The organism is Methylotenera sp., from assembly GCF_029946165.1.
Lineage (GTDB): Bacteria > Pseudomonadota > Gammaproteobacteria > Burkholderiales > Methylophilaceae > Methylotenera.
Window position 1 is genome coordinate 158,506 of sequence record NZ_JAQSDZ010000006.1, and the last position, 22,887, is coordinate 181,392.

The 22,887-nt window shown below is 43.1% G+C and carries 16 protein-coding genes; 12 read left to right on the plus strand and 4 right to left on the minus strand.

Annotated features, from left to right (window positions below; translation table 11 throughout):
- Positions 1-3 precede the first annotated feature (3 nt).
- The 3 genes from metH to PSV17_RS05015 form a co-directional block, all read right to left on the minus strand.
- Positions 4-3,792 (minus strand): methionine synthase, encoded by a 3,789-nt coding sequence (gene metH, locus PSV17_RS05005; RefSeq protein WP_300480230.1) that lies wholly within the window; start codon positions 3,790-3,792, stop codon positions 4-6.
- A gap of 124 nt (positions 3,793-3,916) precedes the next feature.
- Positions 3,917-5,464, minus strand: a complete 1,548-nt coding sequence (locus tag PSV17_RS05010) for a YifB family Mg chelatase-like AAA ATPase (RefSeq protein ID WP_300480231.1) — start codon at positions 5,462-5,464, stop codon at positions 3,917-3,919.
- A complete protein-coding gene (locus PSV17_RS05015) occupies positions 5,461-5,673 on the minus strand; it encodes a hypothetical protein (protein ID WP_300480232.1) in 213 nt (70 codons plus the stop codon). Before PSV17_RS05015 ends, PSV17_RS05010 begins: the two co-directional genes overlap by 4 nt.
- A gap of 205 nt (positions 5,674-5,878) precedes the next feature.
- On the opposite strand from PSV17_RS05015, the gene PSV17_RS05020 reads away from it, so the two are divergent.
- The gene (locus tag PSV17_RS05020; protein WP_300480234.1) at positions 5,879-6,808 is read left to right on the plus strand and encodes a TorF family putative porin; all 930 of its coding nucleotides are present in this window, start codon (positions 5,879-5,881) and stop codon (positions 6,806-6,808) included.
- Between the two features lie 516 nt (positions 6,809-7,324).
- Here PSV17_RS05020 and PSV17_RS05025 read toward each other — a convergent pair.
- On the minus strand, positions 7,325-7,570 hold the full coding sequence (locus tag PSV17_RS05025; RefSeq protein WP_300480236.1) for an accessory factor UbiK family protein: 246 nt from the start codon (positions 7,568-7,570) through the stop codon (positions 7,325-7,327).
- A 263-nt stretch (positions 7,571-7,833) separates the two neighbouring features.
- Between PSV17_RS05025 and glnK the strand changes: the two genes are divergently transcribed.
- From glnK to pqqA, 11 genes are all read left to right on the plus strand, one after another.
- Positions 7,834-8,172, plus strand: a complete 339-nt coding sequence (gene glnK, locus PSV17_RS05030; protein WP_013149302.1) for a P-II family nitrogen regulator — start codon at positions 7,834-7,836, stop codon at positions 8,170-8,172.
- A gap of 10 nt (positions 8,173-8,182) precedes the next feature.
- Entirely contained in the window at positions 8,183-9,685 is a 1,503-nt protein-coding gene (locus tag PSV17_RS05035) for an ammonium transporter (RefSeq protein ID WP_300480238.1), read from the plus strand.
- A gap of 147 nt (positions 9,686-9,832) precedes the next feature.
- Entirely contained in the window at positions 9,833-10,138 is a 306-nt protein-coding gene (locus tag PSV17_RS05040) for an ArsR family transcriptional regulator (RefSeq protein ID WP_300480239.1), read from the plus strand.
- 54 nt (positions 10,139-10,192) lie between these two features.
- Positions 10,193-12,325, plus strand: a complete 2,133-nt coding sequence (gene aas, locus PSV17_RS05045; RefSeq protein ID WP_300480241.1) for a bifunctional acyl-ACP--phospholipid O-acyltransferase/long-chain-fatty-acid--ACP ligase — start codon at positions 10,193-10,195, stop codon at positions 12,323-12,325.
- A 107-nt stretch (positions 12,326-12,432) separates the two neighbouring features.
- A complete protein-coding gene (locus PSV17_RS05050; protein WP_300480243.1) occupies positions 12,433-13,980 on the plus strand; it encodes a YiiX/YebB-like N1pC/P60 family cysteine hydrolase in 1,548 nt (515 codons plus the stop codon).
- Positions 13,981-14,007: 27 nt separating this feature from the next.
- Complete coding sequence (locus tag PSV17_RS05055) at positions 14,008-15,240, plus strand: amidohydrolase family protein (RefSeq protein WP_300480245.1); 1,233 nt, start codon at positions 14,008-14,010, stop codon at positions 15,238-15,240.
- Positions 15,241-15,272: 32 nt separating this feature from the next.
- On the plus strand, positions 15,273-18,128 hold the full coding sequence (locus PSV17_RS05060) for a DUF2339 domain-containing protein (RefSeq protein WP_300480247.1): 2,856 nt from the start codon (positions 15,273-15,275) through the stop codon (positions 18,126-18,128).
- A 14-nt stretch (positions 18,129-18,142) separates the two neighbouring features.
- On the plus strand, positions 18,143-19,516 hold the full coding sequence (locus tag PSV17_RS05065; RefSeq protein WP_300480249.1) for a DUF3999 domain-containing protein: 1,374 nt from the start codon (positions 18,143-18,145) through the stop codon (positions 19,514-19,516).
- 78 nt (positions 19,517-19,594) lie between these two features.
- A complete protein-coding gene (locus PSV17_RS05070; protein WP_300480251.1) occupies positions 19,595-20,962 on the plus strand; it encodes an MFS transporter in 1,368 nt (455 codons plus the stop codon).
- A 1-nt stretch (position 20,963) separates the two neighbouring features.
- Positions 20,964-22,631, plus strand: a complete 1,668-nt coding sequence (locus PSV17_RS05075) for a hypothetical protein (RefSeq protein ID WP_300480253.1) — start codon at positions 20,964-20,966, stop codon at positions 22,629-22,631.
- A gap of 140 nt (positions 22,632-22,771) precedes the next feature.
- Positions 22,772-22,843, plus strand: a complete 72-nt coding sequence (gene pqqA, locus PSV17_RS05080) for a pyrroloquinoline quinone precursor peptide PqqA (RefSeq protein ID WP_012777389.1) — start codon at positions 22,772-22,774, stop codon at positions 22,841-22,843.
- The last annotated feature ends 44 nt before the right edge of the window (positions 22,844-22,887 follow it).

Consider the following 22,887-nt stretch of genomic DNA (forward strand, 5'->3'; position numbering starts at 1 on the left):
TTCTTAACTCAAATTCGGCGCCAACCAGCGCTCTAAATAGTCTTTAGGCAAGTTTCTACGTTTTGCTATGTCTTCTAATTGATCGGTGCCAATTTTATCTACACTAAAATATTTGGCTTCTTTGTGCGCAAAATAAAAGCCTGAAACGGCGGCGGCGGGCTGCATGGCGAATGATTCCGTTAGTGTCATGCTAATTTCATCGCATTGCAATAGCTTGAACATATCAGGTTTTACCGTATGGTCTGGGCATGCTGGGTAGCCTGGCGCTGGGCGAATACCTTGATATTGCTCTTTAATTAGCGCTTCGACCGCTAATTTTTCATCAGCTGCATAACCCCAGAAGTCTGTACGGATACGTTCGTGCATGTATTCAGCAAAAGCTTCAGCCAACCTATCTGCTATAGATTTAAACATAATGCCGCTATAGTCGTCATGCGCATCAATGAAGCGTCTTTCGATTTTCTCTATGCCCAAACCTGCGGTGACGGCGAATAAACCGACATAGTCTGCAATGCCTTTAGGTGCTACAAAATCGCTTAAGCATTGGTTGGGGCGCGGTACGCCATCAATCACGGGCTTAACGCTTTGCTGACGCATACCGTAATAAGTGAACGCCACTTGATTACGAGTTTCATCCGTATAGATTTCAATATCATCGTCATTGACCGTATTGGCGGGCATGATGGCAATCACCCCGTTTGCGCTTAACCAACGACCATCGATGATTTTTTTCAACATTGCTTGCGCTTCGGCGAACACTTTAGTGGCAGCTTCGCCCACTACGTGATCGCTCAAAATTGCTGGGTAAGGACCAGCTAAATCCCAAGTTTGGAAAAAAGGTCCCCAATCGATGTATTTGGCAATTAGGCTTAAATCAATGTTTTTGAATACGCGGCGACCAATAAATTTCGGTTTTACAGGTGCAAATTCGCCGGCAAAACTCAAAGCCATTTTGTTCTTCCGCGCATCTGCTAGCGTAAGTAAAGGCACGCCTTTTTTGTTAGCGTGCTGAGTACGTGCTTTTTCGTAATCTGCTTGAATCTCGGCTAAATAGGCACCGCGCGTTTCTGGCGTGAGCAAATTTTGCATGACTGAAACCGAGCGTGAGGCATCTGGTACATAGACAATTGGGCCATCATAATGTGGCGCAATTTTCACCGCGGTATGCGCGCGTGAGGTAGTAGCACCACCGATTAATAGCGGCATTTGCATGTCTTTAAAATACGGGTCACGCTGCATTTCTCTGGCGATATACGTCATTTCTTCTAAGCTTGGGGTGATTAAACCGCTCAAGCCGATAATGTCGGCATTCTCGGCTTTTGCCATGGCTAGAATCTCGGCCGCTGGCACCATCACACCCATGTTAACCACTTCAAAGTTATTACATTGCAGCACCACAGAGACAATGTTTTTGCCAATATCATGCACATCACCTTTAACGGTAGCGATGACCATTTTGCCTTTAGGCTTAGCAACAATACCAGTGCGTTTTTCGTCCGCAGCTTTTTCAGCTTCAATAAAAGGGATAAGGTGCGCTACCGCTTGCTTCATCACGCGCGCGGATTTCACAACTTGCGGCAAAAACATCTTACCTTGCCCAAATAAATCCCCCACCACGTTCATGCCCGACATAAGCGGACCTTCAATGACATGAATAGGTCTACCGCCACTCGCTTCAACTGCAGCCCGTGCCTCTTCGGTATCTTCTACAATAAATTCGGTAATGCCGTGCACCATAGCGTGCGCTAATCGTTTTTCAACTGGCACTGGGTTTTCTGGCGAACCGCGCCATTCTAGCGTTGCAGCTTCTTTTTTACCGCCTGCTACCAAAGTGCCTGCGATTTCAATCAGGCGTTCTGTTGGTACAAGTAGATTGTCTGGATCACTAATGCGGTTAAGGACAACATCTTCTACGCGTTCTTTTAACTCTGGCGCAAGGTCATCATAAACGCCCATCATGCCCGCGTTGACAATCCCCATCGTCATGCCCGCTTTAATGGCGTGGTATAAAAACACGGTATGAATCGCCTCGCGCGCAGGGTCGTTGCCGCGGAAGCTAAAACTCACGTTCGACACACCGCCTGAAATTTTGGCATGTGGCAGATTTTGCTTAATCCAACGCGTGGCTTCAATAAAGTCAACCGCGTAGTTGTTGTGCTCTTCAATACCCGTGGCAATGGCAAAAATATTCGGGTCAAAAATAATGTCTTCTGGCGGAAAATCCATGCCTACCAATAAATCATAAGCACGTTTGCAAATCTCAATCTTACGGGCGTAAGTATCGGCTTGGCCTTTTTCATCAAACGCCATCACGATGACTGCGGCACCATAACGACGGCATAAATTAGCTTGGCGTAAAAATTCCGCTTCGCCTTCTTTCATTGAGATTGAGTTAACAATTGACTTGCCTTGCACGCACTTTAAGCCCGCCTCAATGACTGACCATTTACTTGAGTCAATCATAATCGGCACGCGTGCAATATCCGGCTCGCTGGCGATTAAATTCAGGAAATGTGTCATGGCTTTAACGGCATCAAGCATGCCTTCATCCATGTTAATGTCGATGACTTGCGCGCCGTTTTCTACCTGTTGGCGCGCAACAGAAAGTGCCTCATCATATTGTTCATTAATAATCATGCGCGCGAAGGCTTTACTACCTGTAACGTTGGTACGCTCACCCACGTTAACAAACAAAGAATCCTCGTCAATCACAAAAGGTTCTAACCCTGCGAGACGTGTGTATGCGGGTATGGTTGGCACTTGGCGCGGCGCGATATCTTTAATTTCGTTATAGATTGCGTTGATATGGTCTGGCGTGGTGCCGCAACAGCCGCCTGCGATGTTTAAAAAGCCGCTGATTGCAAATTCCTTAACCAAATTTGAAGTCACATCAGGCGTTTCATCAAAGCCCGTATCTGACATTGGATTCGGCAAGCCCGCATTAGGGTAAATGCACACAAAGGTTTCGGCAATTTTCGAAAGCTCTTCTACATAAGGGCGCATTAACGTTGCACCTAATGCACAATTTAAACCGATAGTGATAGGTTTTGCATGGCGGACTGAGTTCCAAAAAGCGGTAACGGTTTGCCCTGATAAAATACGACCTGATGCATCAGTCACCGTGCCAGAAATCATGATTGGCATTGTGTAGCCAACTTCTTCAAAAAACGTATCAATAGCAAACAGAGCGGCTTTACAGTTAAGCGTATCGAATATCGTTTCAACCATTAAGATATCTGAGCCGCCCTCGACCAAGCCTCGAGCTTGCTCTAAGTAAGCGTTTACTAACTGATCAAAATTCACATTTCGCGCGGCTGGATCGTTCACATCTGGCGAAATGCTGGCAGTTTTTGGTGTAGGGCCAAGCGTACCCGCTACAAAGCGCGGTTTATCTGGAGTGCTGTACTTATCGCATGATGCTTTTGCAAGCTTGGCGGCTTGCACGTTCATTTCGTACACTAGATGCGCCATGTGATAATCATCTTGCGCAACGCTTGTAGCACCGAAAGTATTGGTTTCAATAATATCGGCACCTGCGGCTAGATATTTTTCGTGAATTTCTTGAATGATATGTGGTTGCGTTAAAGTAAGCAGTTCATTATTACCCTTAACGAACAACTCGCGCTCACCTGCTGGCGCCTTAAAATCAGCAAACTGCGAACCTCTATAATCAGCCTCGGACAGCTTGTATTGCTGAATCATCGTACCCATCGCGCCATCTAAAATTAAGATGCGCTGAGCCATTAATGTACGTAGTTGCTGCTCTGTGGCGGATAAATGATTGTCTTGCATAGTTACTTTCGGTGAATCAATATGTTTTGTTTGCTATTGCATGTCATTTTAACATGCTATTAGTTCTGCAGACTTGCAGCGAACTGCATTTGCATAATCTGAAAGTCTTAGCTAATTCTTTCTTTTAAACAGCTTTATCGTATTTTCGATATTGAACGGCTTCTGCAATATGAATAGGCTTTATCGCATCATCTCCTGCCAAATCGGCAATCGTGCGGGCGACTTTTAATATGCGGTGATAAGCCCGTGCGGATAAACTTAATCGGCTAATCGCTTGTTTAAGCAGCTGCATTCCCGCTTCATCGGTCACACAATACCGCTCGATTTCTTTAGTGCCTAGCAGGTTATTTGGCTTAGCTTGCCTGTTAAGCTGTTTCTCTCTAGCGCTTTCTACTCTGAGCCTTATCGCTTGTGAGTGTTCACTTACACTGGCTTTTGTTAGCTCATCTTCGCTCAGCGCAGGCACTTCAATATGAATGTCAATGCGGTCTAACAACGGCCCTGAGATTTTAGCTTTGTATCGTGACACTTGGTCTGGCGTACAGCGACATTTATTGTTGTGATGTCCTAAATATCCACAAGGGCAGGGATTCATGGCTGCGATTAATTGAAAGTTTGCAGGAAAATCTGCTTGTCTTGCGGCACGCGAAATTGTAATGCGACCGCTTTCTAATGGCTCTCGTAATACTTCAAGCACTTTACGGTCAAACTCTGGAAGTTCATCTAAAAACAGAACGCCATGGTGTGCTAAGCTAATCTCACCTGGCCGTGGAATTCCACCACCACCGACCAATGCTACCGCCGAAGCCGTATGATGTGGCGCTCGATAAGGTCTACGCTTCCAGTTTTCTAGCTTGTAATTTCCATTAAGCGATTGTATGGCTGCAGTATCCAAAGCTTCCGACTCGGTCATTTCAGGCAAAATGCCAACAAAGCGCGATGCCAACATGCTTTTACCTGTGCCGGGCGGACCGCTCATAATCACACTATGACCTCCAGCCGCGGCAATTTCCAAAGCGCGCTTAGACATGCTTTGCGCTTTTACATCGCTAAAGTCAGGGTAATTTACTTCATGAACAAAGTCAGCTGATTCCAATTGCGTTAACGCCGTATGCCCACTCAAATGCGCACAAACTTCTAATAATGAATTCGCTGGATAAATAATAGCTTCTTTAACGAGCGCAGCCTCTGCCGCACTATTATGAGGCAATATAAATGCACGCTTTTGGGGCATGCTTTCATTTGTAGCATTACCCTTAGTTTTTAGATTACTTGCATCAAGCATCATGCTTGAAGTCATTGCCAGCGCGCCTCGAATTGGACGCAATTCACCCGTTAATGCTAACTCGCCTGCAAATTCATATCGTGATAATGGTTCAGTTGGTATTTGTCCACTTGCCGCCAATATGCCTAGAGCAATTGGCAAATCATAACGCCCACTCTCTTTTGGTAAATCTGCGGGAGCCAAATTTACAGTAATACGCCGCGCGGGAAATTCAAATTGGGCGGTCTGCAAGGCGGCTCGTACTCGATCTTTACTTTCTTTTACCTCAGCCTCTGGCAATCCTACAATCGTAAAACTAGGTAATCCGTTTGCCAAATGCACTTCAACCACAACCTCTGGCGCATCCATACCGTTTAATGCACGGCTATACAATACAGCAAGACTCATGACGCCCGCTTTGATAATAAGCATTGTGGAAATTTGATCCCTAACAACTGCTTGTGTTTGGCATTACCCAACACCTCTGCCTGAACTTTAAAGGCATCACGATTCACCGGCTCCATTTTGGTGAATGCGCTCATTAATAGTGCGTTTATGCTTTTTTCTAAGTTGGCCAAAGGCGAATCAGTAACTATCTGTTTGATTTTATTATACATTTATATAATTTCCTGCGTTCCAAACATTTTAAATTCATTATTTATTAGGCCTAGTTTAGCAGATTATTTCCTATGATTATATAAACATAACAATCACATAACTTTATATCACATTGATTACAAAGCATTTTATTTCTGGCATGGCACTTGCTTAATGAAACCGTGTACTTTTTAGATAACACTTTTTTTATTTGGAGTTAATAGCATGCGTAAATCAATATTATCATTAGCAGTATTAAGTGCTCTTGCAGTACCTTCGTTCGTGTCTGCTGCGGAAGAGGCTGCAGAAGTTGATGCATCTAAAGCACCTGAACCTAGCTGGTCTGTAACAACAAACGTTGGCGTTGTTTCAGACTACTACACACGCGGTGTTTCACAATCTTGGCACAAACCTGCAGTACAATTCGGTATGGATGTGGTTCACACAAGCGGGTTTTATGCTGGCGCTTGGGGTTCAAGCATTTCACCAAATACGTTCCCAGATGCATCAGTAGAGCTAGATGCATATGCTGGCTATAACGGTTCAATCTCGGCAGTAGAAGGCCTAGGCTACACTGTAGGTGCTATTGGTTACTTTTATCCAGGTGCTAGCTGGAAAAAATATAATTACCTAGGTGTTCCCGATCAAACTCCCGAAGGTGGTAGTTTTAATACTTATGAAGCTAACTTTGGCTTATCATATCAATGGCTAAGTGCTAAAGCATCAGTGACTTTAGGTGACTGGTTTGGTGCTGAAAAGAAAACAGGTTGGGATGGTGACACAAAAGGCTCTACTTATATTGAATTAAATGCAGCGTATCCATTGCCATGGTATAACTTGACTTTAGTGGGCCATGTTGGTCATTTAAATGTTGCGGGCGAACTTAATAAAGACTATGTATCTAGCTCAGGTCAAATGCCATCAGCAACTCCTGAAAGTGGCAATCCTGATTACACCGACTACAAAATTGGTTTAAGCAAAGCATTCAAAATTGCCAATTCCGAAGGTTGGAACGCAGGTCTTTACTATGTGGGCAATTCCAACGGTAGTTACTGGGGCAGCAAAGGTTACGGCGGTTCAAGCTTTGATGCTAGCGCAGCAACGAATGACTTAGGTGAAGATCGCTTTATAGTTACATTAGGTCGTGCGTTTTAAATAAATCAGAATAATAACGGGCTTTTCGCCCGTTATTGTTAACAACCAATATGATGATAGCGGATATTTTATCCGCTATCATCAAGCCATTTAAGCTTAATCTTGCACTGTTTTTACAAGCTCATCCACTTTCAAGGGATGATCACCACACTCAAATCTCATCGGATCTACCTGCTTTCAAACCGAAGCGAACCACTGATAGTATTAATCTAGCTGGATTATTTGCCAGATTTGTTAAGATGGCTTGCATCTGTTACAACCTCACCTCATTTCACAATATTGGCATGACTTACTAACCACATAGCCCCTGAGACAATGACCGTCGAAAGTCACCTTTAGATTTGCTCAGGCTTGAGCACTCTAATAGCTGTAGGCGGATGATATGGCCTACATTATCAACTCATGTAAGACTATTTCACCAATCTTAAATCTCGACAATCCGTATGCAAATGGACTTCAACCACCACTCTGGTGCATCCACCCCTTATTAATGCGAAACTATACAAACCGCCAAACTCATTGCTGATGCTTTTGCAGGGACTCTAACTCAGCTAATTTTGCTTCTAACAAATAGAGCTTTTCACGCGTATTTCGCAAGACTTCAGCCTGCACATCAAACTCCTCACGAGAAACAAGCTCCATTTTGGTGAGCACGCTCTTTATTAGTGCGTGAATATTCTTGTCTGCATCACCTAAGGGCGAGTTATTTACTATCTCTTTGATTTTGCTTGATATTTCATTTAATTTATCTGTACTAAACATGACGTACCTTTCTAAACTTTGTGAACATTATGTCCAGTTTATCAGGTTTTACAGAGTAAAGACAAAAGCATATATTAATAAAAATAAACCTATCTGATTGATTTATATGAAATTAAATGTTGGCACGTGCCTTGCTTGTATTCTGCGTAAGTATTTTTTACTTTGAGTTTGATGTGGCTGCACTTTTGCCATTTATAGCTCACAATGTAACAAGAAGTTTCAACACTTTCTGTTGCATGACTTCACATAACTAGGAGGCATATATGAAATTTGTATCAGCTATTATCAAGCCATTTAAGCTTGACGAAGTTCGGGAGGCTCTGTCTAACATTGGCGTTCAGGGCATTACCGTAACAGAAGTAAAAGGTTTCGGCCGTCAAAAGGGTCATACAGAGTTGTATCGTGGTGCAGAATACGTAGTGGATTTTTTACCTAAAGTTAAATTAGAAGTCGCAATTGATGACGATTTACTCGATCAAGTAATTGAAGCGATAGAAAAATCAGCTGCTACAGGCAAAATCGGTGACGGTAAAATTTTCGTTACCAATTTAGAACAAGCAATTCGCATTCGCACCGGTGAAACCGGCGTTGAGGCTCTATAAGGGGATCATTATGAAAAAATTACTCTCGATGTTTGCTTTAGTCACGGCACTTGGATTAGGTTTTACAGCTAATACATTTGCTGAAGATGCTGCACCAGCAGCTGATGTAGCAGTCATGCCTGAAGCGGCCGCACCTTCTGCTGAAGCGGCTGCTCCAGCAGCAACTACTGAAGCGGAACCTGCAGCTGCTGCAGCGCCAGCACCTGTGCCAAATAAGGGCGATACTGCATGGATGTTACTAGCGACTATTTTAGTGACGCTGATGGCAATCCCTGGTTTAGGTCTGTTTTACGGCGGCCTTGTTCGTCAGAAAAACATGCTATCTGTTTTAATGCAAACTTTTATGATTTTCTCTTTCATGGGCGTGCTTTGGGCTATTTACGGCTACAGTGTTGCGTTCACGGGTGGCAATCCATTCTTTGGCGGATTAAGTAAAGCGTTCTTACTTGGCATTACACCTGATTCAGTTGGCGCAACATTTAGCAAAGGCGTTGTAATTCCTGAGTTAGTATTCGTGGCTTTCCAATTAACGTTTGCGGCTATCACTCCAGCATTGATTATCGGTGCTTTTGCTGAACGTATGAAGTTCTCTGCAATCTTGGCGTTTATGGTGTTGTGGTTTACATTCTCATACCTACCAATGGCTCACATGGTTTGGTACTGGGATGGTCCTGATGCTATTACTGATGCTAAATCACTTGAAACTGTTGTTGCTAACGCAGGCTGGTTATGGGCTAAAGGTGCACTAGACTTTGCGGGCGGTACTGTTGTTCATATTAATGCAGGTGTGGCAGGTTTAGTTGGTGCAATTATGGTTGGTAAACGTATCGGTTACGGTAAAGAGTCTATGGCTCCTCATAGCTTGACGTTAACAATGGTAGGTGCTGCTTTACTATGGGTTGGTTGGTTCGGCTTCAATGCTGGCTCTAACTTAGAAGCTAACGGTTATGCAGCTTTAGCTTTAGTTAACACAATGATTGCAACAGGCGCGGCTACATTATCATGGGCATTGTCTGAATGGTTCATCAAAGGCAAACCATCAATGTTAGGCGCTGCTTCTGGCGCGGTTGCTGGCTTGGTTGCAATTACACCAGCTTGCGGCTTTGTTGGTCCTATGGGCGCAATTATCATCGGCTTGCTTGTTTCACCAATCTGCTACTTCTTTGTAGCTAAAGTGAAATACATGTTTGGTTACGATGACGCACTTGATGTATTTGGTGTACATGCTGTTGGCGGTATCTTTGGTGCCCTAGCTACAGGTGTGCTTGTTAACCCCGCACTAGGTGGTATGGGCGTGTATGACTACGTAGCAAACGCTGTAGGTACTTATGACTTTGCTGCTCAAATGACTGCACAAATTTACGCAGTGGTTACAGCAATCGTAGTTTCTGCAGTTGTATCATTCATTGCTTTCAAAATTGTGGATGTGTTAATCGGTCTACGTGTTTCTGAAGAGTCTGAACGTGAAGGTTTAGATACAACTGAACATGGTGAACGTGCATATCATTCATAAGTAATATGTATAGTTAGTTAGGCAGTAATTTAAAAACGGGCACCTAGGTGCCCGTTTTTATTTATACTGCCTCAATAATTAACGCTAAATAAAAATACTTCAATAAAAGCACTTGACAGATAAAACTAAATAACTAATTATATAGTTATGAAGATAATCACAACGATTCCTGATGAATGGCAAAATATCGCGCACCTATTTATTGCACTTGGTGACGCGCATAGACAGCGCATTCTATTGGCATTTGAAAAAGAAGAACGACTCAATATTATGCAAATCGCTGCGGCTTCAACATTAAGCCGTACAGCGGTGACGCATCATCTAAAAATTCTGCATCAAAGCGGCGCACTACAAAGCGAGAAAATTGGTAAAGAAGTGTATTTTTGGGTAAATAAAAGCCTAATCATTAGCGCTATAAATGGCGTAATGCATTATATTGAAACCGAAATATAAAGAAAAATAAATACTGACTACTAGTTATAACAACTAAAGCTGGGGAGAGCTGAAATGTTGGCCAAGATTTTACGATTCATTTGCAAGATTCTGTTTCGCGTTCAAGTACGCGGTTTGGAGAATGTGCCCGCAGAAAACAGGCTGCTCATTGTCGCTAATCATGAATCCTTTTTAGATGGCTTACTACTCGGTTTGTTTTTACCTAAAAGAGCCACTTTTGTCGTACATACCTCGGTGTTAAAGAAATGGAGTTTTAGGCAAGCTTTACGTTTAACTCCCCATTTGGCGGTAGACCCAAGCAGCCCACTTGCCATGAAAAAAGTAATTAAATTACTAGAATCTGGCGAAAACGTAGTAATTTTCCCAGAGGGTCGCATCACTTTAACAGGCAACTTAATGAAGGTTTATGACGGCCCAGGTTTTGTCGCCGCAAAAACTGGTGCTTCTATTCTGCCTGTACGCATTGATGGCGCGGCTGAGTCATATTTTGGGCGATTAACCAGTCATCATCCAAGAAGATTACTGCCAAAAGTCACACTCACTGTCATGCCAACCACAAACATTGTCATGCCTAAAGCGACTCATCATGGTTTTCCTACAGGCAAGCAACGCCGCCGCATTGCGGGTGAAGGTATGCGTAGCGTCATGCAAAAAATGTTATTTCAGGCGCAAAAAAGACGCACGCTATTTGAATCTTTTTTAGATGCCATCGATAAATTTGGTAGCAATTACAAACTTATTGAAGATATGAATGAGACCGAAGAAACCTATCAAGACTTACTAAAAAAGAGTCTAGCGCTCGGCCGTATTGTGACTAAAGTGAGTAGCGCCAGCGAAACCGTAGGCGTGCTGATGCCGAACATCACCAACACTATCGCACTGGTCTTAGGTATGAGTGCATTCAACCGCGTACCTGCCATGATTAACTACACATCAGGCACTGCTGGCATGCAAAACGCATGTATCGCGGCCAGTATCAAAACCGTTATTACTTCACGTAAATTTATTGAAACGGCTAAGTTAGAAAGCGTGATTGCCGAGCTTAAAAACCTTAAAGTACTATATTTAGAAGATTTACGCGCAGGTTTTGGTGTGGTGGATCGCGCTTGGTTAATGGGCTACGCTCTGCATTACCCACGTGCAGCCATGGAAGTGAATAAACCAGATGAATCTGCAGTAGTGCTATTTACATCAGGCTCTGAAGGTAAGCCTAAAGGCGTTGTGCATTCGCATAAAAGTCTGTTGTCCAACATGTCACAAATCATGGCAATTTTAGATTTTAGCCCAACAGACAAATTCATGATGGTATTACCAATATTCCATGCTTTTGGTTTTACTGGCTCATTACTACCCGTACTCAACGGTATCAAAATTCACCTTTTCCCATCTCCGCTGCAATATAAAGTGATTCCAGAAGTGATTTATGACCGTGGTTGTACCGTGTTTTTTGCCACCAGTACGTTCTTAGCTAATTACGCAAAATTCGCGCATCCTTACGATTTTTACAAACTTAGAATTGTGGTAGCTGGTGCAGAAAAACTTAATGACGAAGTGCGCAAAACTTATACTGAGAAATTCGGTATTCGCATTTTGGAAGGTTATGGTGCCACGGAATGCGCGCCAGTACTTTCTGCCAATACACCAATGGCCAACTTAAACGGCAGTGTTGGCCAATTCGTGCCAGGCTTGGAACACAAACTCGAATCGATACCAGGTATTGATAATGGCGGTCTGCTGCATGTAAAAGGCGAAAACGTCATGAAGGGTTATTATTTATTCGATAACCCCGGCGTACTGATTCCGCCTGAAGAGGGCTGGTACAACACTGGCGACATTGTAGAAATTGATGCGCAAGGTTTTATTCATATTAAAGGTCGAGTGAAACGTTTTGCCAAAGTGGCGGGGGAAATGGTCTCGCTTGAAGTGGTTGAAAAAATCGCATGCACAGCCGCACCAGAGCACCAACATGCAGCTAGTACGCAAACCGATGTTCAGCGCGGTGAAAATATCATTCTATTTACTTCTGACCGTGGATTAAAGCGCGAAGACCTACAAATAGTGGCTAAAAATCTAGGCAGCCCAGAAATTGCCATCGCCCGCAAAATAATTTATGTAGAAGAGTTACCCTTACTTGGCACAGGTAAAACAGATTACGTCACACTTAAAAAAATGGCAGAAGCCGCTTAAATAAGCTTTAAATCGGGGACTTTCAATTGAATCATAATAAAATCACGCTTCAAAGAATAGCGGTTTTTAATAAAATACTTTTTCATGTTGTAGGTCTATCGCTACTAATGGCAGCTCCTGCTTATGCAACCACCTCAATTGAAAGTTTAGGCAAACCAGAATCCAGCAGCCTCATAAACCCCAATACTCAAAACCAAAACTTAAATAACACGTCATATTTTGAGCACGATGCGCTGCAAGTATTAAGCCTCATTGATAAATCAAAAAAGCTGCGGGAACAGTTGCCTCACTTTGTGAATGACTCAAATCAGGCAATTAAAAAACATCATGGCGCACTGCCTTCTGCTTACGCCTTGCGCATGGCGAAAGCACTTTCTGAGGCACATGACTTACGCAACAACCTATTCAAACAAGCCTTATCACATCGAAGTGCGTTATATCGTGTAGATGACGAAATTGATGACAAAGCGCGGGTGGCTGAGATCGTTATTGCCATGTCAGCCGCAGTGACTTTGTTTGAAAATAGCAAAGAAATGCATAACGCCTTGGATAACAATCATTTATTACGCAATAAACTTAATGAGGGCTATCCAGAGTTCGGCATTCCAGAAGGTTTTTATGACTCTTCAACCATACGCTCTAACAACCCTGAATATCGTAAAACGTTTAACGATGCTGTGCATTTCTTTACGGATAATAAATCTGAAATTGAACTGCAAATAAGTCAGAGTTCACCTTCCATTCAATCACTGTATCGCGAAATCGCGCTAAGCACGATGATTAAAGGCTTAAAGGGCGGCAATGTATTTAAAGAGATTTTTTCTTTACCAGTCAAAGCTGCTGGCGGTGCGGTTGATTTGTCAGAGCGCGGTTTAAATAAAATCAAATTCACCAGTTCAAAAGTCGTTGGCAACACCATGGGCGTAGTGCGCTGGCGCGCTGGCAAACTTAAAGATGATGCCGTGATGTTAAAAAATATGCTGGCGCAACTGCAACCTGGCGACATTTTGCTAGAGAAAACACCGTTCACGCTTACCGACAAAAGCATCCCAGGGCATTTTGGGCATGCAGCTATTTACATAGGCACTGCCGATCAATTGCGCGAAATGAATGCGCTGGAGTTACCCGTTGTGCAAAAGAATCTAGCTAAGATTACTGAAGGTCACGGTGTGGTGGAAGCACTAAGGAATGGCGTTCAGCTAAATAAATTACAAGACTTTATGAATGTAGATGACGTGGCGATTTTGCGCCCAAAACACCTCACAATAGCTGATAGACTTGAGGCCGTAACGCTTGCCTTGGGCAATTTAGGTAAGAAATACGACTTTAATTTTGACGTTAACACTACTGATACCATCGTATGTTCAGAGCTGGTCTATATCGCCTATCCGCAGGTGGATTTTGTCACTAAAAATGTATTTGGTAGTTTTGCTATTACGCCAGACGATATTGCACTGCGCGCGGGTGCTACAGAAACTGACCCATTGCAATTAGTGTTATTTGGTCATGATGGCAAGCTAGTATTTGACGATGGTAGCGACAGCAAATTTGATGAGAACGGTTTAGCTTTATATGAAAAATTAGTCAAAGGTAAACCCATGCCATTCGAAGGCACTCGCCCTAGCGTGCGCTCGTCTTTTACAGGCTTTCTGTAAAAATTCGCTATTTAATCTCAACAATACATGAATCGTAGACAGTTTTTACTTAGCGCAGCAGCACTTGGCCTATCAGGCAGCGCAGTGGCTGGCATTAGACTCTGGCCTGAATCTGGGTTTAACAACCCATGCTTATCGGGTCTACCAGACGAATTAAAAAACCACCCGCTGATGACAAAAATTTGGGCAGGCATTGATGCAAGCCAAGTATGGGATTGCCATGCCCATATCATAGGCGCTGGGGATAGCGGCAGTGGCGCATGGTTTAACCCCAATATGGAAAGTTGGATGCACCCGATTTTAAAAGTGCAGAAAAACTTTTACATGAATGGTGGATGCATCGTTGAGCATAATGAAGATGCTAGCTTTGTTACACGGATGACACAATTAGCGAGTGAGATGCCCAGCGGTTATAAAACCATGCTATTTGCATTTGACTGGTTTCGCAATGAACAAGGTGTTGCTGATAGTAAGAGCTCTATATTTCACGTACCCAATGAATACGCAGAAAAAATCGCCAATCAATATCCACAGTATTTTGAATGGGTCGCTTCGATTCATCCATATCGTCCTGATGCAATAGATGCGCTAGAAAAGGCTCACAGCGAAGGGGCTCGTGCGATTAAATGGCTACCTACGGGCATGAATATAGACCCCGCTTCGCCCAAATGCGCTAAGTTTTATCAAAAGCTACATGATTTAGACATGCCGATTATTAGCCACACTGGTCGCGAAAGCGCAGTGAAAGTCGGCAACCAAGCTTTTGGTAATCCGTTAAAAATGCGCAAAGCGCTGGATTCTGGCGTGCGTGTGATACTCGCTCACTGCGCAAGTGATGGCTATGATGAGGACTTAGACCATCAGAATGTAACGGTAAAAAGTTTTGATTTGTTTACCCGTATGATGGATACACCTGATTACCAAAATTTAGTATTTGGTGAAATTTCAGCCATCACGTTATTCAACCATGCATGGGTCATTAAGCCGCTTTTATCACGTACTGACTGGCAAGGTCGTTTACTTAATGGCACTGATTATCCGTTACCTGCCATATTGCCGCTCGTTTCTACCAAGCAGCTTTGCCGCGATGGTTTGCTGGAAGAGTCACATTTATTATTTCTGCAAACATTACGCAATTACAATCCATTAATGTTTGATTTTGCAGTGAAACGTTTAATGCAATGGCAAGGTGTAGGGTTTTCAAAAGAGGTTTTTGAAACAAGAAGAGTGTTTGATAAAAAACATAGTAAAAATACTTAAGTAAATTCTCAAGTAGATTAAGGGGGGGCATCATGGAGTCATTATTTTTAATGTTGGGATTATTAGGAATCGTCATCGCAATCGGCGGCATAGCGGGATTTTTATCACTATTCACCTCTAATAATAAAGACGCAAAGATTAGGGAGGTCGAGCGAGAGACTAACAAATTAAATATTGAAATCACTCGATTAAGTACACGATTGGATGCCCTGAAAAAAATCGTGGAAAGCCAGCAGCAGAATATAATGCTGCCAGTTGCTGCGCTTAAAACAGAAACACCAACATTGGTGATTAATCCAGTGAATGTACTGAATGCCGACACCATACCTATGGCTAAAGAAACAAACTCAACTGCAGCAGAAACAATCGCTGATAGCAGTTTGAATGAGCAAGTTTTAGCTTCTGTAAACCCCAGCATCCAAACTGCTAATGTACAAAGTACCCCTAAAGAACCAATTAGTCCTTCTAGTACAGGTCATGCCCCAAGAACCATCACAAGACCACCAATTAAACCAGCAGAACCCAATTTTATTGAAAAAGGCATTACTGCGGCAAAAGATTGGCTATTTGGCGGCAATACACTCGTGCGTTCTGGCATTGTCATTTTGTTCATCGGCATTAGCTTTTTACTAAAACTTGCGGTTGATAATGGCTTTATACCTATCGAATTACGTTTAGCCGCAGTGGCTTTAGGCGGCATTGCTTTACTGGTAATCGGCTGGCGCTTGCGCGATAAACGTACCGAGTACTCATGGGCTTTACAAGGCGGTGGTATTGGTGTTTTATATCTAACGATTTTCGCCGCGTTAAAGCTGTATCTACTCATACCTGCAGGCGCAGCTTTTCCATTACTTGTGGCTATCGCGTTCCTTTCAGCATTTATCGCAGTCAAACAATCGGCCATGCCACTCGCCGTACTAGGCTTTGCAGGTGGTTTCTTAGCGCCTGTATTAACATCAACAGGGCATGGTAGCCATGTAGGCTTATTTAGCTATTACCTCGTGCTTAATCTAGCCATAGCCTATGTTGCATTTCATAAAAGCTGGCGTCCGCTTAATGTGCTGGGCTGGGCTTTCACGTTTATCATTGGCACATTATGGGGTGCAAAAAGTTATGTGCCAGATAACTTTGCCACCACCGAACCATTCCTGATTATTTTCTTCTTGTTGTATACTGGTATTGCGGTGTTATTCGCTCATCGCCAAGCGGCTAAAGCGAGTGATTATGTGGATGCCACCTTGGTATTTGGCACGCCATTAGTGGCATTTAGTTTGCAATATGCTTTACTGAGAGACTCGCATTTTGGACTGGCATATAGCGCGTTAGCACTTGGTGTGTTCTACATTGGTTTAGCTTGGTGGGTGTTCAAACGTAAACTCGAAACACTTAAGTTCTTGGGTGAATGCTTTTTAGCGCTTGGCATAGGCTTTATAACTCTGACTTTACCACTTGCTTTAGATGGGCGTTGGACGTCGGCCGCTTGGGCGGTTGAAGGTGTAGGCTTGCTTTGGGTTGGTTTACGTCAAAATCGCACTTTCCCAACATTATCTGGCTTGGCCTTACAAATACTCGCGGCACTGGCCTTTATTAAGGGTTGGGGGTTAACTGGTTACACAGGTGTGACCAACCAGAATATGTATTTAGGTGTCGCCTTTATCGCGCTTTCTGGCTGGGCTTGCGGTGCGTTGTGGAATAAGTTGCGTCCTGAAAAATTCTCATTGCTGACTACAATATTGGCCTTGTGGGGCTGGTTATGGTGGGTTTCATCGGGCTTAACCGCAATAGATGAGCTGTTAGCTAGTAATTACTTCATGCACGCAAGCCTCGCATTTATCGCCATCACTAGCGTGTTACTACCATTTGTTTCGCGCTTCTTTAGATGGGAAAAGCTTACTAAATTAAGCCTGCTATTAATGCCAGCCATGGCAATCTCCCTGCTTTGGGAGCTTTTCTTAGCCGCGTTCGATAGCAAACACCCATTTGCTTATTACGGTGCCTATAGTTGGCTGGGTAGTTTTGCCGCCTACATCTGGCTGATTAAGCGCGACCATATTCCAAATGGCTCGTTTCTTCGCGCTCCATTGTTATGGATAGGCGCAATTATAGGCGTTATGGAGTGGCAGTATCAGCTTGGTCTATACGTGCAAGAATCCAATGTATGGAAAGACATTGGTTGGGCGATTATTCCAATTGCCATCGTATTAGGCATCACGCGCTGGCAGTTCGCAAGCAAAAGCACGCTCACCAGCGTTCAACTCAGTAGCGCACGCAATTGGGCTTGGATTGGCTGTGTGCCAATGGTTGCATCACTCATCGCTTGGTTTATGTTCATGTCACTTAACTCAAGCGGCAACGCGGCACCACTGCCTTATGTACCGCTGATTAACCCGCTAGATATTACGTTGGGGGCCGTTTTACTAATGTTGTTTATCTGGCATCGCGGTGTAAATAAACACTTAGGCAAGCTCCTAAACATGATGCCTGTTATACCAGGAATCATGGGCTTTACCTTGCTCAATGGCGTGTTGTTGCGCACCTTGCATCATTGGGTAGGCACTCCATTTGAATGGGTCTCTATCTTTAACAACTCGACGGTACAAATGTCGTTCACCTTTTTGTGGGGCATTACTGCCTTCGCACTCATGCTACTTGCGCATAAGCGTGGTCAACGCCAAATTTGGATTGTCGGCGCGGCTTTAATGGGCTTGGTAGTGGCTAAATTATTCCTGCTCGACTTATCCCAACATGGCTCGGTAGAACGCATTGCTTCATTTATAGGTGCTGGAGTGATGTTGCTAGTGATGGGTTATTTTGCCCCTTTGCCGCCTGCCACAAAAGATGTCGCTAATGCGGATTCGATAGCAGGTTTAAAGACTGAGACTATTTAAGGAATAATATGAAAATGACTAATCTGATCATCGCATGTTTGCTAATCAGCACAAGCATGCCTGTTACAGCTGCTAGTTTTAAGCTAGATGCTAATGGCAATGACCCGTTTTATCAAACGACCATCAGCAAAGAAGTCTATCAATATACGCATAGCAGCACGCTGCAAGACCTGACTATTCAAAACGCTTCAGGCGAACAAGTGCCTTATGCGCTAATACCCTATGAGGACTTGCATCCGCAAACCACAACGCATCAAGATAGCAAACCGCTGATTATTTATCCGATTAAAGAAAGTGCTCTAGACAACCCAAATGAATTGCGAATTCATCTACAGAAAAATACGGGCAACACTTTAATTGATATTGTATCAAGCAATGACAAAGCCGATGTTAGCAAAAATACCAACTCGATTTATCTGCTAGATGCTGGCAAAAAACATGCGCCCTTAGAAACCATCTCGGTTGATTGGCAAGGTGTTGACGGCAAATTACTCACCTTAGAAGTGCTCACAAGTGACGATTTACAACACTGGTCGCATGCAGGGAACGCGGTATTACTCAAAACTAGCAATGCAAACAGCAGCATCTTACAAAATAACATTTCGCTCAATAGCCCAAGCGAAGCGCGTTATTTACAAATTCGCACCACTGAACCAAATAACGCAAATTTCAAGCTAACAAAAGCGAATGCAGAATACAGCAAAATGCAAAGCATCACCCCTAAGTTAGTGCTGCAAACTATTCAATTGATAGAGCGAAGCGAAGACACTAAAAATGGTTTAGTGAATATTGACTTTGAATCTGCTGGGCATTTTCCTGCCAGTTATTTGCAAATCAAACTACCGCAAAATAACACGATTACCAATGCAACAATTCAAGTGCGTAACAATACTAACGAGCCTTGGGAATATCTCACTACCGCATCAGTGTATCGCTTGATGCAACAAGGCAAAACTTTCACTAGCCCAGATGTAGTTTTATCGCCAACCGTAGCGCGTTATTGGCGTTTACAATTCAACCAAGCTAGTGGCGGTATCGGTGTCGAAAGCCCAACGTTATCTTTAGGCTGGCTACCATCAACAGTAGTATGGAACGCCCGTGGGCAGGCACCTTTCACGCTGCATGTTGGTGAAAAACCAAGTATTGTGAACAACGTTCCTATCACTAACTTAATTCTAGATTACAAGATAGAAAAAATACAAGCTCTAGCAAATTCAGGCCTTACGATGGAAGTGAGTGCTAACAACTCAACAGTTGAACAAGCCGCCAACACTTGGACTGCGCCTATCGATTACAAACGCTGGCTATTGTGGGGTGGTTTATTTTTAGGGGTACTGCTACTAGCTGGCATGGCATTCTCTTTAATTAAAACAGACACTAAAGAATAAGCGCAACCAAATAAATGTGCGCAAAAAAAAATTCAGATAAAAGCGTTCGAATAGTAACTACAAAATAGGAATCTTTCCATGAGCAATCAATTCACCTTAATGAAGGAGCAGCGTTTTCGCCCATTCTTTTTTACACAGTTTTTAGGTGCTTTTAACGATAATGTTTTTAAAACCGCGCTCATTACATTGGTGGCTTTTCATGCTTCAAGCCTAAGTAGTATTGATGGTGCAACGCTTGCTACTTTATTACCTGGGCTATTTATTCTGCCATTCTTTCTATTTTCAGCCACTGCGGGGCAGATTGCTGATAAATTCGAAAAGTCGAAAATCATTCGCTATGTAAAAGTATTTGAAATAGGGATTATGGCCTTTGCCAGCGCTGGATTCTTTTTGCATAACATCTGGCTACTCGCTGCCGCGCTATTCATGATGGGCATGCACTCAACCATTTTCGGTCCAGTCAAATACTCTTACCTGCCACAACATCTAAAAGAAACTGAGCTCATAGGAGGCAATGGCATGGTGGAAATGGGCAGCTTTGTGGCAATTTTGTTAGGCCAAGTGTTAGGGGCATCACTTGCCACCGTTGCGCATCACGAACTATTCACCAGCATTGCCATTATTACCATTGGCTTTTTAGGTTACTTTAGCAGTCGCGGTATACCCAACTCCCCTGCCGCAGATGCCGGCCTTAAAATCAATTGGAACCCGATTACCGAAACGATAAAAAATGTTAAATTCATCTGGGCAGACCAAACAGTATGGCTGGCGATTGTTGGCATTTCTTGGTTCTGGTTTTACGGCGCGACTTTATTGGCGCAATTTCCCAACTTTGCTAAAGACATATTACTCGGCAATGAAAGTGTTTTTATTTTATTACTCTCTGTTTTTTCAATCGGCATTGGCATTGGTTCACTTATGTGTGAAAAGCTATCTAAAGGCAAGTTAGAAGTTGGTTTGGTGGTATTCGGTGCCATTGGCCTCACACTATTTGGTGCAGATTTATACTTTTCTAGTACCTATCTTCATGAAATCGTGAATCCTAAATCGATGTTCGATTACAAATCCTTTATCACCTACAGCCATGCTTATAACCCTGTGGTCTATAGCTTTAACCATGAATCCTTAGCGCGCTGGCGCTTGCTGGTTGATATTGCGTTAACAGGCTTCTTTGGCGGGCTTTACATCGTTCCGCTTTATGCCTTAATTCAAACGCGTGCTGAAAAAAGTCATCAATCCCGTGTGATTGCGGCAAACAATATTATGAATGCTTTATTTATGGTGGTTTCCGCAGGTTTTTCAATATTCTTATTAGGCAAAGGTCTTAATATTCCGCAGTTGTTTTTGGCCACAGCATTGCTCAATGTATTGGTGACTATCTACCTGTGCATTCGCCAACCTGAATATTTCAAAACATTTATTGCATGGATTAAATTAGCGAAATAATATGCATAAAATCAATGAAATAATACTTTCATCCTGCTTGTTATTGGTCAGTACACATGTTTTTGCACTAAACTTTGATGCCGAAGACGAAAAACTAGGGCTTTATCCTGAAAACAGCATGGCATTGACTACGGGGGAATCTTGCACCAAAAGCTGTGCGGCAGATAAGCCCGAACAAATGTTTTGGTATTTTAATAAAGAAAAAATTATCGTCAAAAAATGGTACTGGGGTGCTGACTCCACAGATGAAAACATGGCAGTTAAAGATTTACCGCCATTGATTTGGGTGGGGGCTGAAGGTGTGGTGACAGATGCCATATTGACTGAAAATGGTAAACAAGCTCAAGCCAGTGGTAGCCAAGATATGAGCCTACGTCTTGCTCCTAAAATTGCCACTAATTTATCTTACTGGAATGACAGCACATTGCAATTTTTTAGTCAGCGTAGTGTAAGAATTCGCGGCAATTGGTCTAATGAAACATTGGATTTTGCAGGAAAAACTTCTAAATACACCCAGCCTTTATGGATTACTGCGCACACTATTTGGCCTGAGGATTATAAAATTGATCTATTAGATCTGCTTAAGCCATTACAAAAAGAGGAGAGCTTAAAGTCTTTAGTACAATTTGAAAATGGCGGCGCTAAAAGTGCGTATGAAAGTCGCTTGATATGGGCCAAAAATACGCATCCTATTGAAAATGAACCTAGGCAACTGGCTGGGAAAGCCGTTATTGGCTTCTTGCTTAACGGTGCACAAGGTGATGATGACGAAGCGCACGGCGGCCATTTTGCGGTAGTCACTGGCCGCATGGAACCCAGTGGCGATTACTCACGCTGGCTGGTGAACAACTTTTATAATCTTGCATCCAATAGTGAAAAAGGCATTATTGCCGCCGTGACGCCCATGGATAAATACTTAGATGACTTAAATAGTGGTCAAAGTTATTATCGCCCATCTTATATGTTGGTAGCAGTGTTAAAAACGGACAAAGTGCCTGCGCAATTCCAAGCGTCTATCAATAAAACCTTTACGCATTTTTATCGTAATGGTTCTGCTTATGATCACTCGCGTAATAACTGTGCGGGTATCAGCATTGATACTTTACGCACTCTAGGCTGGAACATCCCAGCACGTGGAGTAGAAAGCCTACTTAAAGCCACCGCCGCTTACTTTTACGTAAGCGCCACAGAAATGAGCTTAACAAAAGGCCGTGCGATTTATGATTATCTAAACACCGAAACTACGCGTCTTTTTCCAGCGGTTACATTTGATGCAGTTGGAGAAGATTTATTATTGGGTGCCAATCAGTGGTCAAGAAAGCTTTACACTGATAACAACCCAACCACACCTTACATGCGCCAAATTGGTGAAGATATTGAAGCGATTTACTTTGTACGGATTCCACAAATTCCATCTAGCCGCGCCTTTGGTTTAGCACCCGTTTATAGTTTTGACCAATACATGCAGCAAGCACCAGCAGACCGCAGCCAATGGAAGATCGTACCCACCACGCCAAATCCATTACCTGAAAGACTTAAAGATGGCGCCGCGTTAAAGCTACAATCCCCATCTTTGCTCCCACTGCCAGTAGCCGCTGTATTGATATTTATTATAGGTGGATTGACTTGGCTCATACGTAAACTAATAAAGCGTAGAGCCAGAATCTAGCCGCCAACTAATTTAAATCTAATGAATTTCATTAGCTGTCATTCATGACTCTAGTCATTCTATTAATTTAGTACAGGCATATAGTAACTACACGTTTAGCAGCAATGCGATACGAAATTAATCTAAAAAGGAGAACTATTATGTGGACTACACCAGCTGCTACTGAAATGCGTTTCGGTTTTGAAGTTACAATGTACGTTATGAATAAATAGTTTCAAAATAAGCTTATGCTTATGCAAAAAGGGTGCTTTATGCA